Origin of the sequence: Methylomonas rapida (genome assembly GCF_024360925.2) — a bacterium.
Lineage (GTDB): Bacteria > Pseudomonadota > Gammaproteobacteria > Methylococcales > Methylomonadaceae > Methylomonas > Methylomonas rapida.
Map to the genome: position 1 here is coordinate 4,144,744 of NZ_CP113517.1, position 14,062 is coordinate 4,158,805.

Below are 14,062 nucleotides of genomic sequence, written 5' to 3' on the forward strand. Positions count from 1 at the left end.
TTTCATCTAGCCAATGGATTTTAATTTGGCCAGCCGTCCAACATCTTCGCAATCTCGACCAAAAAAACCAGCCCGCACCGACACCAAGCCGCAGCGCCCGCGCATTCCCCAAACCAGCCACAAACCGCGAAAAAGCGTAGCTCGGAAGCGCCCGCCGAAGCAGCCGTTCTGGAACCGGACCAATCTGCTTTTGATTAGCGTGGAATGGAGCGGGCTGATGGTCAGCGCTTTGCTGGGCACGATGCTGGCGCTGGGTTCATCCGCCAATGCGTTCTCGGGTTTGAGCTTGTTCAACAATATCTTGCCTTTTGCCGCCGGTATGGCCTGTTGGGTAATCGTTGCCGCGGCATTGCTGCTGGGCTGGCTGAAGTGGCGCCCCTGGCTGCGCCAGCGCTTGATTGCGCTGCCGGCGATCTTGTCCTTGGCGCTGAGCCTTGGGTTGATCTGGTTCGCGAGCCATGACGGCTCTCAGCAAGTGTTCAGCGATTTTCGCAGCCTGGTCGGCGGCAAACAGCAGGCGGCGAGAACTACCCTGGCTCATCAAGTCTATGCGGCTTATCGCCGTCATGACCAAGCCCTGTTGCAGAAAATGATAACGCGCGCCGAGCCCTATCAGCGCGACATTCAACAGGCTGCAGAGGCGTTTGGTTTGGACGAAAACATCCTGAACGGCATCGCCGCAACGGAATCGTCATTCCTGCCGCGCCCCAGCCACGACGGCGGCCAAGGCCTGTTCCAGATCACGGCGGTGCCCAAGCACATTTGGCAGCAAGCCAGCGAACGACTCAATGTCAAGCAGCTGGAACTGACGAATCCGCGGCATAACGCCTTTATCGCCGCCGCGACGCTGAAGTATTACTGGGCGGAAATGAAAGACGATCTCTTCCTCGGGTTATTGGCCTATAACATTGGCCCGCGCAACGGCGGCCTCAGATTCATCATGCAACAATATGGCGCCGACGACTTCATCAGCATGCAGCCCTATCTGCAGCAATTGCCGCGCGACTATCCGATACGGGTGTTGTCTTATGCCCTGGCCTTTAAACTATGGCGGCAGGATGGCGGATTACTGGCTTATCAAGACGGCGACAATGCGGTGCATATTCAGCGCGTCGGCATTCCCGGCTTGACCACGCTGTTTTAAAGCCTAAAAACAAACTCGTGCGACGCCACCGGCTTACCGAAATAAAAGCCCTGAAAAAACAGGCATCGTTTGGCACTCAAGAAGTCGATCTGCGCCTGGGTTTCCACGCCTTCGGCGATGACATTCAGACCAAGGCTCTTCGCCATCATGATGATGGTTTCGACGATCACGGCGGCGTTGGGATCGTCGATGTGCCGCACAAAGCTTTGGTCGATTTTCAACTGACTCAGCGGCAGGCTTTTCAGATAAGACAACGACGAGTAGCCAATGCCGAAATCGTCGATAGAGATACGGACGCCCATCACTTGCAAGGCATGCATCTTGGCGATGGTGTCGTCGATATCCTCGATCACGCAGCCCTCGGTCAGCTCTATGACCAGGCGCTCGGCGCCGATACCGGCATCCAGTAAAGCCAGTCTGACTTGCTGAACGAAACTGCTTTGGCGAAATTGTCTGGAACTGACGTTGACCGCGACATGATCGATCCGATGGCCCAACCTGTCCCATGCCTTGATTTGCCGGCAAGCCTCCCTTAACACCCAGGCACCGATAGGTTGAATCAATTGGGTGTCTTCCGCCAACGGAATGAAATCCAGCGGCGAAATCATGCCTTTTTCCGGATGCAGCCAACGAATCAAGGCTTCCGCACTGGCCACGCGCTTGTTCTGCATATCCACCTGCGGCTGGTAATACAGCACGAATTGCCCGTCCTGTAGCGCCTTGCGCATTTCTTTTTCCATCGTCAGCCGCTTGTCGGCCGCCTCTTGCATCGAAGGCCGATAGAAGCTGATGCCATTGCGGCCGCCTTCCTTCGCGCGATACATCGCGGTATCGGCTTGCTGAATCACGTCTTCCGGGTGCTCGATGGTTTCGGGATACAGCGTCACGCCGATGCTGGTGGAAAAATGGTGTTCGCTACCCTGTACGACGAAGGGCTGATTGATGGCCAGCAGGATTTTTTCCGCCAGCATGGCGGCATGATTGGTCGCCTGGTGCAAATCAAAAAGACGCCCCGGCATCAGGACGATGAACTCGTCGCCCCCCAGACGACACGCGGTATCTTCGTCGCGAATGATGGACTTCAAACGCTGCGCCACCTGCACCAACAGTTCATCGCCAACCTGATGCCCGCGCGAATCGTTCAGGTTTTTAAAGTGATCCAAATCCAGGAAAAACAAGGCCCCATAACAATGCTGGCGCTTGGCGGCGGCAATTTCGTGCTGCAACCTGTCCAGCAACAGCCGCCGGTTGGGCAGATTAGTCAAGGGGTCATAAAAAGCCAGATGGTGAATTTCCTTCTCCGCGGCCTTTTGCGCGCTGATATCGGAAAAAATCGCCACATAATGCGTCAGCCGGTTTTGATCGTCGCGCACGCCGGTAATCGTCAGCAACTCCGGATATAGCTCCCCATTCTTGCGCCGATTCCAGATTTCGCCTTTCCACTGATTGTTCTTCGCCAAAGCCCGATACATTTGCAGAAAAAAATCCCTCTCGTGCCTGCCAGACGACAACAAGCGCGGGTTCTGGCCTATGACCTCTTCGGCACCGTAGCCCGTTATCTCGGTAAAAGCCTTGTTGACTTTCAGGATACTGCCCTCGGCATCGGTCACCAGGATGGCCTCATGCGACTCGAAGGTAGTGGCCGCGACCCGCAATTCGTTTTCATGCCGCCGGCGCAACGCGATTTCCTGATTCAAGGCGGCGTTGCTGCGCGACAAATCGACGGTACGCGCCGCCACCAAATCCTCGACCCGCGCGGTGCGCCCGGTCAGCAATAACAAACCGAAGGCCGTCAGCCCGCTCAGTAAAAAGCCGCCTAGCAACAGCCAGCCGCTCAAAGGCGACTGCTGTAAATGAAAAAATTCCGCCGCCGGCAGAAAATACAGCCGCCAGTGACGCCCGGCAAATTCTATGTTTCGGCTGGCGCCGAACTTGGCAGAGCTTGGATTCCGGTGAAAGTCGGGTGGCAGGTTGCTGTAAATCAGCTGATCTTGATCGTAAATATTCAGCAACAGCTGCAGTTGATTGCGGCCCAGCCAGCTCAAGATCGCTTGCATGTCATTCTCGATGCGAAATGCCGTAGCGACAAATCCCACAAAAGCCGCGCGTCGCTCTTCCACAGTCTGCAAAGGTCGATGTTTGGCGTAGACCGGGGCATAGATGACGCTACTCCTTTTGTCATCCGTGTCCTGGATCAAATGCACCGGCCCGGTCGCCAACATTTCGCCGGTGTCGATGGCCTTGAATACCACCGGGGCGACTTGCGGATTGCTGCTGATGTCATAGCCCAGCGCTCGTTCATTGCCGGCTTGCGGCACGACATAGGTGACGGGAAAATACAAGCCACTCGCATCCGCAAGCTTCAAATCCTGTTTGCCGGTCAATTGGCGAATCGGCCTGCCGTTGACCTGCTCCCAGCGCGCGCGCTCGGCCCGGCCGACACGCTGCGTCCATTCCAGAATGCCGCTGTGCTGGTGACGAATGGACTCGGAAAAACTGATGAATTCCTCGCGCGATACGGTTTCGGAGCTGTCGAAAAAGGATCTCAACGCCATGTTGGTTGCTACATGGTCGCGCAAGTGCTCCTCTATCGTCGTGTGCAACAGCTGAACTTGGCGAGCGAACAGATTTTCCAGACGCAAATCATCCTGGCGGCGGCTGAATTCAAAGGCCCCCACGACCAACACGATCACCAGCAACAACGGATAAAGCACGAAGCGGCGGCGGGCCTGCCAAATAGGCCGGGGCCGTCCCACGAACAATAGCAGTAACGGCGTGACGGTAGCCGCGCCAATGGCATCGCCAGCCCACCACGTACTCCAGCTGCCGGCCAAGTGATGCACGCTGATGACATCGCGACTGTAAAGAGACAGTACACCCACCGTCGGAGCCAACAGGCAACTGATCACTATCAGCAAGAAGAAGCGCAGGATCTTGCCGTCCTCGATCAAGGCGTCCTGCTTTCCAATCCAGCGTTCAAACAGCCACAGGCCGAACCAAGCCTGCAGACAGGAGCCAATGCTGGCCATGGCTCCGATACCCAAGGACTCGACAATCCTTTCGAGGCTGGAAACATCGAGAAACGCGTAAAATTGAGCCGTCAATGCCCCGATAAAAATACCGGGCAAGACAGCCGTGCGATAACTCAGCATTGCCGCCAACGCCACGCCGGCCGCAGGCCAAACCGGACTGATATTGGTCAGCGGCGTCGCCAGCAAAGTACCCAGCCACCCGCCGATAAAATAAGCAACGGCCGCTATCAGATTCAGCCAAATCCGCTTTTGCAGTTTGTCCATGCCGTCTCCGCCCTAATTTCGCCGCAACGGAGCTTGCAAGGTTATTTGCGCATCGACCGCAAAAGCCTTGCCAAAACCCGCAACGAATTGGCCTTGATTGGGGCTCAAGGCCAGCAGGTGAAAATCCGGCAAGCTTGTCAACAATCCGATGATGTCGCCGAATTTTTCCGCCATGGCTTGCAGAATTCGCTGATGCTCGGAATGGGTTTTGGGGATTTCCCTCGCCCGGCATTCCAGCGTCAAGCGCCGGCGCGCGAATGGATTGCCAGCGTCGGCCTCGTCTTCGATGAACATGATGGAAGCCTGCGGATGAGCCAATAGATTTTTCGTGTGTTTCGCCAGTTCACTGACGAAAATATAAAAGCTTCCGTCCGTCCTCAAATAAGGCGCATAACTGATGTCGGCGTTGCCATCCGCGTCCCGACTGGCCAACAACAAGGTTTGCCGGCTGGCGATCAGGCGATCGCAGGCCGCTTGCAGGACTTCAAGCTCGGTTTCCATCATGGGTGCAAATTAGTTAACTGGGAATGGCGATAGCAGTCGATGGTGTGGTCGTTGACCATGCCCACGGCCTGCATGTAGGCATAGCAAATCGTCTTGCCGACGAATTTGAAACCGCGTTGCCGCAAATCCTTGCTCATGCGCTCCGATTCGGCGCTGAAAGCCGGCAACTCGGCATGCGTGCGCCATTGATGCTGTATCGGGTTACCGTCGACAAAGCCCCAGATATAGGCAGCGAATCCACCAAACTGCTCGCGCACCTGCAAAAAGGCCCTGGCATTGATGACGGCGGCCTGAATTTTCAAGCGATTGCGCACGATGCCGGAGTCATTCAGCAATGCCTCTAATTTAACGGCGTCATAAGCCGCAATTTTTTCGGCATCGAAGTCGTCAAAAGCCCGCCGGTAAGCCTCGCGCTTGTCCAGAATGGTGCGCCAGCTCAATCCGGCTTGCGCGCCTTCCAGGATCAGGAATTCGAATAACTTGCGATCGTCGTGTAGCGGTACGCCCCATTCCAGGTCGTGATAGCGCTCCTCGTTGGCGCTGGCGAGCGCCCAGCGACATTTAGTCATCCGTCTTTTGCAGCATTTTCTTCAGATCGGCGAAGGGATTGAAGGTGGCGACAGGGCCCTTGCCATCGGAACTAGCTTTGCCGCCGTAGCGCACCTGTTCCTCGAAACGCTGGTGTTCGTTATCGTGACAGTACAAACACAGAAGCTCCCAGTTGCTGCCATCGGTCGGGTTGTTGTCGTGATTGTGATCGACATGATGCACGGTCAGTTCGCGCAGGTTTTTATGGTCGAATTCGCGCGCGCAGCGGCCGCAAATCCAGGGAAACAGTTTCAAGGCTTGCTCGCGATAGCCCTTTTCCCGTTCTTCCTTGTAGCGCCGGGCTTCGGCGACGATATGGTAGGCTTTGTTGTCGGTCATGGTTCGGCTCCGTTTATCAACCGCCGGTAACGCTCATGTGGCGCAGAATGACGGGTTGTTCATGGATATTGAATTCGTGTTTTTCGGGTTTGATTTGCATCGCGTCAATGATAGCCTGCTTTAGCGCGGCCATATCGCCGGGATGCTGTCTTACCACGGCTTTCAAATCGATCGAATGCTCGTTGCCGAGACAGAGTAACAACCGCCCTTCCGCGGTCAAGCGCACGCGATTGCAACTGGCACAAAAATTGGCGCTGTGCGGCGAGATGAAACCCACCCGGCTATCGCTGCCGACGACGCGAAAATAATCCGAAGGGCCGCCGGTTTTGTCCGCAATGGCCTGCAGATCGAAGCGTTGCAGCAAATCCTGTCTGATCAAATGGCTGGGATAATAGGCTTCGGCGCGATCATGCTTATCAACCACACCCAGCGGCATTTCTTCGATGAAGCTGATGTCGATGCCGCGATCGACGGCGAATTGCACCAAATCGCAGACTTCAAGATGGTTGCGGCCTTTCAAAACCACCGCATTGATTTTGATACGTTCAAACTCGGCTTCACGAGCCGCGTTGATGCCCTTCAGCACATTTTCCAAATCGCCGGTACGGGTCAGGACCTTGAATTTGACAGGGTCCAACGTATCGAGGCTGATGTTGATGCGTTTGACGCCGGCGGCGCGCAAATCTCTCGCCATCGTCGCCAATTTGGAGCCATTGCTGGTCATCACCAGTTCATTCAGGCCAGGGATACGGCCGAGCTGTTGCAATAAATCCAACGCACCGTTGCGCACCAGGGGCTCGCCGCCGGTAATGCGGATTTTAGAGACGCCCAATTCGACAAACGCCTGACAGATGAAATGGATTTCCTCCAAGCTCAAAATCTGGCTGCGCGGCAGAAACACCATGTCTTCCGCCATGCAATAAACACAGCGAAAATCACAGCGATCGGTAATCGATACTCGCAAATAATTGACCACGCGACCGAAGCGATCGACGAGTCGATGGGATTGAGCAGAATCAGTCATGGGCATGCTTAAAAAATAAACCTGGAAATGGTAACACAGCACGGTCAAACCGCTGAAAACGCCGCATATGTCCGCATGAAAAGTAAAAAAACCAGCACTATTCGGCAATAGCTGAAGTTATTGCACGCCAGAGTTCCGACTGGGGGTCAAAAGCGTTTGATCCACGAAAGACACAAAAATCACGAAAAATTTCAAGCAGCAACCATAATCAATGGTGAAACCCTATCGGTGAGCGCATAAGGTTGAATAAACATGAAATAACCCATGCAAATATTCGGCGCAGGTACGGATTTATCCGCACAGTGCGAATGAATTCGCACATACCATTGCCGAGCTCATTTCTCACCTATTTCTTAACAACTTGCTGATCATTTGCGTGTATTTCCTGGACTACTGGTCTTTTTAAATCTGTCGCTGAATCGCGTCGGCTTCTCATTCCCGCGCGGCTGAGTCATTGAGCACCGATGTCGGCGGTTGGTTCCCGCTATCCGTCATCCTTATCGTATGAACTGACCATGGCAACCATCTACAACCGAAAAAAGCGGCCGCGGATTGCAATTTACCAGACTATCGGCTAAACCTAATACAGCCGAGAACTAACGGGAGAAAAATCATGAAAACCGTTGATTTTTTTTATCGGAGCATCCTAAAAAACAGACCGATTTTAATCGGCTTGCTCTGCTGTATAGGGCTTACAGCCAATGCAGAACCACCGCCGGCGGAAACCTTTACGCAACCCGATGAATTAGTCTTGACGCTTTCGGATGAATGGCTGGATGCCGGCGCCAATGACCATCACAGCTTGAACAAGCCCAAACACGCGCAGGATGCGGCGCTGCTGAATCGAAAACAGGAATCAAGACCCGCCAACCTTGGTTGCGGCATGGATGTCAGTGACATTGACAGCGCGGAAACTTCATTGACCAGCCGTGTGGTCGGCAAATGTGACCTCAATTTCCGTTATTGAGCGCAGGCCGGAAACATCAGGTCTACACTCTCCGTCACGCGCGCCGACCGACGCCGACATCCTTGCCGGCATTGCCGCCACACTTGCAACCCGCTCATTCCACACAAGCCATTGATTTCATTGACCTAAGCCGACTAGATTCTCGCACCCTCGCTGCCTGCGTTAAAATTGGGCTTTGGTCGCGAAAAATCGGCAGGGTTTGATGATGAAAATAAATAGATTGCTGTTGCTTTGTTTGTTGTTGTGTTCGAATCTCGTCCTGGCGGCGGAAAACACGACGATACGCCTGGGTGTGATGGCCTCCGGCACGCTGGCCTGGGAGCTGGCCGCGATGAAAAACGAAGGCTTGCTGGAAAATTCCGACTTTAGGCTGGAAACCGTCGCCATCGCCAATCAACAGGCCGGCAAAGTCGCGCTGCAAGCTGGCAGCGTCGACATGATCGTTTCCGATTGGATTTGGACCTCTAGCATGCGCGCCGAAGGCCATGATTACAGTTTTTATCCCTATTCCGACACGTCCGGCGGCTTGATGGTATCTGGCGATAGCCCCATCAAAACCTTGGCTGACCTGAAAGGCAAAAAACTGGGCATCGCCGGCGGCGAGCTCGACAAGAACTGGCTGTTGTTGCAAGCACTGGGCCGGCAACAGGGCATAGACTTAAACGCTTCGGTGGAAAAAGTCTACGGCGCCCCCCCCTTGTTGAGCCAGCAACTGACCAGCCAACGCCTGGACGCGCTGTTGACCTACTGGCAATTTGCCGCCCGTTTGGAAGCCCAAGGTTATCGTCAACTGCTGAGCGGCGAAGACCTCATTCGCCAACTAGGCATACAGGAAAGCGTCCCCAGCCTGGGTTATGTCTTCAAACAAAGCTGGGGCGAACAACATAAAGCAGCATTGCAATCTTTCCTGCAAACCGCGCAAACAGCCAAAGAGACGCTTTGCACCTCGGAGCCAGCCTGGCAAAAAATCCTTGCGCTGACCGAAACCGATAATGCCGCCACCCAACAACAATTGCGAACCCGTTATTGCGCTGGCCGCGTCAAACAATGGGGCGAGGCCGAACAACAAGCCGCCGCAAGGATTTACCAGTGGCTACATCAATTGGGCGACAACAAGCTGACCGGCAAAACCGATCAATTACAACCCGGCACATTCTGGACCAGTCACTAGATGCGATCGGACGGAAGTTTCCGGGAAAAACTGCTGGCGATTTCGTCGATAGCGGCATTATTGGCAATCTGGCAAATATCGGCTTTGGCATTGCAAAGCCCGACCTTACCAAGCCCGGCCCGCGTCGCCGTCGTATTCTGGCAAGCCACGCTGTCGGGCGAGCTCCCCTATCACCTCGGCATCACCCTATTGCGCTTGATCGGCAGCTTCAGCCTGGCCATGCTGCTGGGCTGCGCGATTGGTATCGCCTTGGGCAAAAACAAGACCCTGAATGCCTTTTTCGACAACTGGCTGGTGATCTTTCTGAACATACCGGCCCTGGTCACCATCATCCTGTGCTATGTCTGGTTCGGCCTGGTCGAGTCGGCGGCTATCCTGGCGGTCGTGATCAATAAACTGCCGAATGTCGTCGTCACGCTACGAGAAGGCGCGCGCGCCCTGGACAAGGATTTGCTGGAGATGGCCCAGGTTTACCGCTTCGGCAAACGCAAAACCTTTGTGCATGTGATCTGGCCGCAACTGCATCCGTTCGTGATGGCGGCCACCCGCTCCGGTTTGGCGTTGATTTGGAAAATCATCTTGGTCGTCGAATTACTCGGCCGCAGTAACGGCATGGGCTATCAATTACACCTGTTTTTTCAATTGTTCGATGTCGCCAGCCTGCTGGCCTACAGCATTGCCTTTGTGGCGGTGATCCAGGCCATCGAAGTGGCGGTCTTGAAACCACTGGAGCGCAAGACCCAAAGGTGGCGGCGATGAGCGATATTCGCATCAATATCAACAATAAAACCTATGTACTAGAGCACGATAGCGCGCAAACCCACCACGCAATTGCCGAACTCGATTTCAGCGTGCATCCGCACCAATTCGTCTGTCTGGTCGGACCTTCGGGCTGCGGTAAAACCACATTGCTGAACATGATCGCCGGCCTGGATAAACACTACGACGGCGAGATCAGCATGGGGCGACCAGAGCACGTTCCGACGATAGGCTATGTGTTTCAAAACCCACGCTTGTTGCCCTGGCATACGGTGCGGCAAAACATCGAACTGGTATTTGCCGATCGAGCGCCGGCGACTTTGATAAATAACCTGCTGGAGAGCATGCAATTGCTGGAGGCTCAACACCAATACCCGGAAAGACTGTCGCTGGGCATGCAGCGTCGGGTAGCGATCATCCGGGCCTTTGCGATCGATCCCGATATTTTGTTGATGGACGAACCCTTCGTGTCGCTGGATGCGCCCACGGCGCGCCAAGTCAGAAGCCTGCTATCTTCGCTATGGCGGCAACGGCCGCATACCGTGTTGTTCGTGACTCACGACTTGCGCGAGGCCATCGCGCTGGCCGATAGGCTGATTTTTTTATCGCCGTCGCCGATGCGCATCGTCAGCGACATCCAAGTTGATATTGCCCGCGACCAGCGCCACGACGAAAGCCAAATCGAAGCCTTCCGCGAGCGTTTGCTAGGAAATCATCCAGAAATCAGCGGACTGTTGTAACGTGAAAATCGTCACCCAAGCCTCGGAATACGAAGAAATCATCAAGAAATCGCGCTTCATCGGCATCATCAGTCCTTGCGTGTCCGAGCGGGATGCCTTGCTGCTATTAAAAAGCCTGCACGAACGACACCCCAACGCCAGCCATATCGTCCATGCCTACCGCATTCAATCGCCGGATGGTTTGATCTGCCGCTTTCATGACGCCGGCGAACCCAGCGGCACGGCCGGCAAGCCGATTTTTCAACATCTGGAAGGCAAACGACTGATCAATCTGACCGTGGCCGTGATCCGTTATTTTGGCGGCGTCAAACTGGGTGCCGGCGGCCTGACACGGGCTTATGGCAACATCGCCAAACACGTCATCGACAATGCCGACATCGTCGATTACATCGAAATGGCTGATCTGAAATTGAGCCTGGATTACAACCAGCTGCAAATGCTGGAATATCAACTCAAAAAACTGGACGGCGAAATCATCCAGCAAGAGTTTGCCGAACAAGTCCATTGCCAAATCAAAATCCCGCAAACCAATCGCGATGCCCTGCTTGCGATATTCCAATAGGTCGACGGCCTACTAAAGATTCATGACCGATTTATGACTTATTGTCGCTCATAAAGAAACAATGCATAAACCCGATCGGCCATTGTAAATAAAAAAATAGCCGTTATAGTGAAATCGTCTTCATTGAACCGACTGAAATCAGTCTAGGAGCTTCACATGAACAAATCCAACAATCTTTACAGAGACATTCTGACCGGCATATTTTTTACCACCGGCGTGTTCGGCTTCATGTCAGGCGAGTTCATCCTCTCCACCATGCTGTTCGGTGCCGCCACGATCTCCAGCAATCTGGATTTCTCGGGCTCGTTCAAGGCTTAGTAATCACGCACGGATTAACATCGCAACGATTGCGATGTGATTTTTGTGTAGACATCGATGGCTTCAGTTGCGCTCATGGCCTTGGGCGTAAACTGAAGCCAAATCTGCCCATGCCAGCGGAATGCTTTTTACCGCTATCTGCCCCCTCCAGCCGAACGCGTTACGAGTCAGGCGGGCTCGCTGCAACCGGCGAATGCCTTATTTATCGGCAACCACCACCCTGATTAAGTATCGGTAAATCCCGCGGTCGAGACGTTTCGCCAAACAAAAAAGGGCTGCACTTTTCAGTGCAGCCCGCCGTGAGGGCAAAGCCCTAAGTGGAACGACATCGATAAAAATGTCCGGCTGACAGATCAATGTCCCGTCGGCACGACATTTTCCACACTAAAACCTTGTATTTCGACATTGATATTGTCGTCCGGCGCCGCCAACAAAAAGTCAGCAATGGTCTCCAAGATATCCTGGTCGATGAACAACGCCTTGTTGCCGTCAATCAACAACGTGCTGTCTTCGGGTATACCGCTCAAATGTTTGCGCAGCAAGGCTTTGTTCAGGAAGGAAACATCCTTGTGCAAGCGCAGCAAATAATGCGAGCCATGTTGGGTCAAGGTCATTGCCTCGTGGAAGTTCGCACGCAACACGAAGATGATACCCACGACCATACCAATGACGATACCTTCCAACAAGTCGGTAAACAAAATGGCGACCACGGTAATCGCGAACGGCAAGAATTGGTTCCAGCCCTTGTTATAAAACTCGCGAATCATCGAGGGCTTGGCCAATTTATAGCCGGTTTGCAGCAGAATCGCCGCCAAGCAAGCCAGTGGAATCATGTTCAGGTATTTAGCAAAGAACAATACGCTGATGGCCAGAAAAATACCGTGGAAGAAACAAGACATGCGCGTTTGACCACCAGAATTGATATTGGCCGCGCTTCGCACGATAACGGCTGTGATCGGCAAGCCGCCCACCAATCCACTGAGCATATTGGCAAAACCTTGCGCTTTCAGTTCGCGATTGGTTGGTGAGATACGCTTGTGAGGGTCCAGCTTGTCGACGGCCTCGATACTCAGCAGGGTTTCCAGGCTGGCGATGATCGCCAGGGTGGCCGCAATGCTATATATCTTGGCATTGCCAATGTAGCTGAAATCCGGCATGCGTAATTGGGCCACGAAGTTGGAAATGGAACCCAGCTCCGGCAAGGAAACCATGTGCCTCTCGCTGATGGCCAACTCTGGGGCAAAGTTTTTCGCCCACAGGGAAAAACCGACGCCCCAGACAACCACGATCAGAGGGCCGGGGACCAAGCGTACCAGCTTCAAGCGTCTCAATAAATTGGTTTCCCACAGAACCAAAACCACCAAGGCCACGATGCTGACCACTGTGGCGCCGGGCGAAACCCCATGAATCATACCGTGCAAGGATTGCAGCAGTTCGGTAAAACTCGAATGCGCGCTCTCCTGCATATAGCTTTCGTCACCGACGAAACTGGCGTCAAAACCAGTCGCGTGCGGCGTTTGCTTGATGATCAAAATCATGCCGATAGCAGCCAGCATGCCTTTGATCACCGACGCGGGAAAAAACGCCCCGATCAAACCCGCCTTCAAAAAACCTAATGTCATTTGCAGGACACCCGCAATCACCAGGCTCAATAAAAAGGCCTTGAAATCGCCCAGCGTGGCAATGGCATCGAATACGATCACCGTCAGGCCGGCCGCGGGCCCGGATACGCTCAAATGCGAACCGCTTCCCCAAGCAACAATCGTCCCGCCTATGATGCCGGCAATGACGCCCGAAAACAGCGGCGCACCCGACGCCAACGCAATACCCAGACACAGCGGTAGCGCCACCAGAAACACCACGATGCTGGCGGGAATGTCTTTGCCAAGATTGCTCAAATAATAATTTACATGCGATTTCATATTGATCTCTCAATCGTTGCTCAAGCTAAGGCTCAATTGGCGTACTGATAAATGGGATTGATCTGAGTCGTGTGATCCAAACTGATCAGTTGATCGATCAATCCATCCTTCAGGCCGTACACCCATCCATGCAACGAAGGCTTATGACCGTGTTTCCAGGCCGCTTGAATGATGGAAGTATGCGCCAAGCGATAAACTTGCTCGATGATGTTCAATTCAATCATCCGATCCAGTTTTTTCTCCGGGGTAATGGATTCGAGCTCTTCTTGATGCAGGCGATAAACATCCTTGATGTGCATCAGCCACTTGTTGGCAATAACCAAATCCGCGCTTTGCGGCTGCAAGGCCGCCTTGACGCCGCCACAGCCATAATGACCGCAAACGATGATGTGCTTGACCTTCAACACGTCAACGGCGTACTGCAACACACTCAGGCAGTTGAAATCGGTAATGATGACCTGATTGGCGATATTTCGATGCACGAAAATCTCACCTGGCTGGGCGTTGACGATGGTGTCGGCCGGCACGCGGCTATCGGCGCAGCCTATCCACAAGAATTCCGGCTTTTGTTCCTTGGCCAATAATTTGAAGAATTCAGGATTTTTTTTACTGACTTCTTCGGACCAGGCTTTGTTTTCTAACAGTAATTTTTCAGGTGTGTGCATAACGATCATCCTTCATTAGCTAAATTAAAAATCATCTCAACGGTTTGAGCATCGGTGTTCACT

At 53.7% G+C, this 14,062-nt stretch carries 14 protein-coding genes; 7 read left to right on the forward strand and 7 right to left on the reverse strand.

Annotation, left to right across the window (positions count from 1 at the left end):
- The first annotated feature begins 217 nt into the window (after window positions 1-217).
- Complete coding sequence (locus tag NM686_RS19655; RefSeq protein WP_255189512.1) at window positions 218-1,144, forward strand: lytic transglycosylase domain-containing protein; 927 nt, start codon at window positions 218-220, stop codon at window positions 1,142-1,144.
- Here NM686_RS19655 and NM686_RS19660 read toward each other — a convergent pair.
- Genes NM686_RS19660 through moaA form a run of 5 tightly spaced genes read right to left on the reverse strand, consistent with a single transcriptional unit; the run spans window position 1,141 to window position 6,895 of the window.
- On the reverse strand, window positions 1,141-4,440 hold the full coding sequence (locus NM686_RS19660) for an EAL domain-containing protein (protein WP_255189513.1): 3,300 nt from the start codon (window positions 4,438-4,440) through the stop codon (window positions 1,141-1,143). The two genes, NM686_RS19655 and NM686_RS19660, sit on opposite strands and share 4 nt — an antisense overlap.
- A gap of 12 nt (window positions 4,441-4,452) precedes the next feature.
- Entirely contained in the window at window positions 4,453-4,944 is a 492-nt protein-coding gene (locus NM686_RS19665) for a HugZ family pyridoxamine 5'-phosphate oxidase (RefSeq protein WP_255189514.1), read from the reverse strand.
- Complete coding sequence (locus NM686_RS19670) at window positions 4,941-5,513, reverse strand: DNA-3-methyladenine glycosylase I (protein ID WP_255189515.1); 573 nt, start codon at window positions 5,511-5,513, stop codon at window positions 4,941-4,943. Before NM686_RS19670 ends, NM686_RS19665 begins: the two co-directional genes overlap by 4 nt.
- Window positions 5,506-5,871 carry a YajD family HNH nuclease gene (locus tag NM686_RS19675; RefSeq protein WP_255189516.1) on the reverse strand — a complete coding sequence of 122 codons (366 nt, stop codon included), beginning with the start codon at window positions 5,869-5,871 and terminating at the stop codon, window positions 5,506-5,508. Before NM686_RS19675 ends, NM686_RS19670 begins: the two co-directional genes overlap by 8 nt.
- 16 nt (window positions 5,872-5,887) lie before the next feature.
- Window positions 5,888-6,895, reverse strand: a complete 1,008-nt coding sequence (moaA, locus tag NM686_RS19680; RefSeq protein WP_255189517.1) for a GTP 3',8-cyclase MoaA — start codon at window positions 6,893-6,895, stop codon at window positions 5,888-5,890.
- Window positions 6,896-7,508: 613 nt separating this feature from the next.
- On the opposite strand from moaA, the gene NM686_RS19685 reads away from it, so the two are divergent.
- From NM686_RS19685 to NM686_RS19710, 6 genes are all read left to right on the forward strand, one after another.
- Window positions 7,509-7,862: a hypothetical protein gene (locus NM686_RS19685; protein ID WP_255189518.1), complete on the forward strand. Its 354-nt coding sequence runs from the start codon at window positions 7,509-7,511 to the stop codon at window positions 7,860-7,862.
- 205 nt (window positions 7,863-8,067) lie between these two features.
- Window positions 8,068-9,033, forward strand: coding sequence for an ABC transporter substrate-binding protein (locus tag NM686_RS19690; protein ID WP_269023011.1), 966 nt, complete (start codon window positions 8,068-8,070; stop codon window positions 9,031-9,033).
- Window positions 9,034-9,792 carry an ABC transporter permease gene (locus tag NM686_RS19695; protein WP_255189520.1) on the forward strand — a complete coding sequence of 253 codons (759 nt, stop codon included), beginning with the start codon at window positions 9,034-9,036 and terminating at the stop codon, window positions 9,790-9,792.
- A complete protein-coding gene (locus NM686_RS19700) occupies window positions 9,789-10,532 on the forward strand; it encodes an ABC transporter ATP-binding protein (protein WP_255189521.1) in 744 nt (247 codons plus the stop codon). Before NM686_RS19695 ends, NM686_RS19700 begins: the two co-directional genes overlap by 4 nt.
- Window position 10,533: 1 nt before the next feature.
- Complete coding sequence (locus NM686_RS19705) at window positions 10,534-11,094, forward strand: YigZ family protein (protein ID WP_255189522.1); 561 nt, start codon at window positions 10,534-10,536, stop codon at window positions 11,092-11,094.
- Window positions 11,095-11,250: 156 nt separating this feature from the next.
- Window positions 11,251-11,412: a hypothetical protein gene (locus NM686_RS19710; RefSeq protein WP_255189523.1), complete on the forward strand. Its 162-nt coding sequence runs from the start codon at window positions 11,251-11,253 to the stop codon at window positions 11,410-11,412.
- A 353-nt stretch (window positions 11,413-11,765) separates the two neighbouring features.
- Here the strand turns inward: NM686_RS19710 and NM686_RS19715 are convergent, their stop codons facing one another.
- On the reverse strand, window positions 11,766-13,334 hold the full coding sequence (locus NM686_RS19715) for a SulP family inorganic anion transporter (protein WP_255189524.1): 1,569 nt from the start codon (window positions 13,332-13,334) through the stop codon (window positions 11,766-11,768).
- A gap of 32 nt (window positions 13,335-13,366) precedes the next feature.
- Window positions 13,367-13,999 (reverse strand): carbonate dehydratase, encoded by a 633-nt coding sequence (gene can, locus NM686_RS19720; RefSeq protein ID WP_255189525.1) that lies wholly within the window; start codon window positions 13,997-13,999, stop codon window positions 13,367-13,369.
- Window positions 14,000-14,062 lie beyond the last annotated feature (63 nt).

Excerpts from the sequence above, each read along its gene's own strand:
- NM686_RS19655 (WP_255189512.1), top strand. The coding sequence starts at position 218 with ATGGTCAGCGCTTTGCTGGGCACGATGCTGGCGCTGGGTTCATCCGCC.
- NM686_RS19660 (WP_255189513.1), bottom strand. The coding sequence starts at position 4,440 with ATGGACAAACTGCAAAAGCGGATTTGGCTGAATCTGATAGCGGCCGTT.
- NM686_RS19665 (WP_255189514.1), bottom strand. The coding sequence starts at position 4,944 with ATGATGGAAACCGAGCTTGAAGTCCTGCAAGCGGCCTGCGATCGCCTG.
- NM686_RS19670 (WP_255189515.1), bottom strand. The coding sequence starts at position 5,513 with ATGACTAAATGTCGCTGGGCGCTCGCCAGCGCCAACGAGGAGCGCTAT.
- NM686_RS19675 (WP_255189516.1), bottom strand. The coding sequence starts at position 5,871 with ATGACCGACAACAAAGCCTACCATATCGTCGCCGAAGCCCGGCGCTAC.
- moaA (WP_255189517.1), bottom strand. The coding sequence starts at position 6,895 with ATGACTGATTCTGCTCAATCCCATCGACTCGTCGATCGCTTCGGTCGC.
- NM686_RS19685 (WP_255189518.1), top strand. The coding sequence starts at position 7,509 with ATGAAAACCGTTGATTTTTTTTATCGGAGCATCCTAAAAAACAGACCG.
- NM686_RS19690 (WP_269023011.1), top strand. The coding sequence starts at position 8,068 with ATGAAAATAAATAGATTGCTGTTGCTTTGTTTGTTGTTGTGTTCGAAT.
- NM686_RS19695 (WP_255189520.1), top strand. The coding sequence starts at position 9,034 with ATGCGATCGGACGGAAGTTTCCGGGAAAAACTGCTGGCGATTTCGTCG.
- NM686_RS19700 (WP_255189521.1), top strand. The coding sequence starts at position 9,789 with ATGAGCGATATTCGCATCAATATCAACAATAAAACCTATGTACTAGAG.
- NM686_RS19710 (WP_255189523.1), top strand. The coding sequence starts at position 11,251 with ATGAACAAATCCAACAATCTTTACAGAGACATTCTGACCGGCATATTT.
- NM686_RS19715 (WP_255189524.1), bottom strand. The coding sequence starts at position 13,334 with ATGAAATCGCATGTAAATTATTATTTGAGCAATCTTGGCAAAGACATT.
- can (WP_255189525.1), bottom strand. The coding sequence starts at position 13,999 with ATGCACACACCTGAAAAATTACTGTTAGAAAACAAAGCCTGGTCCGAA.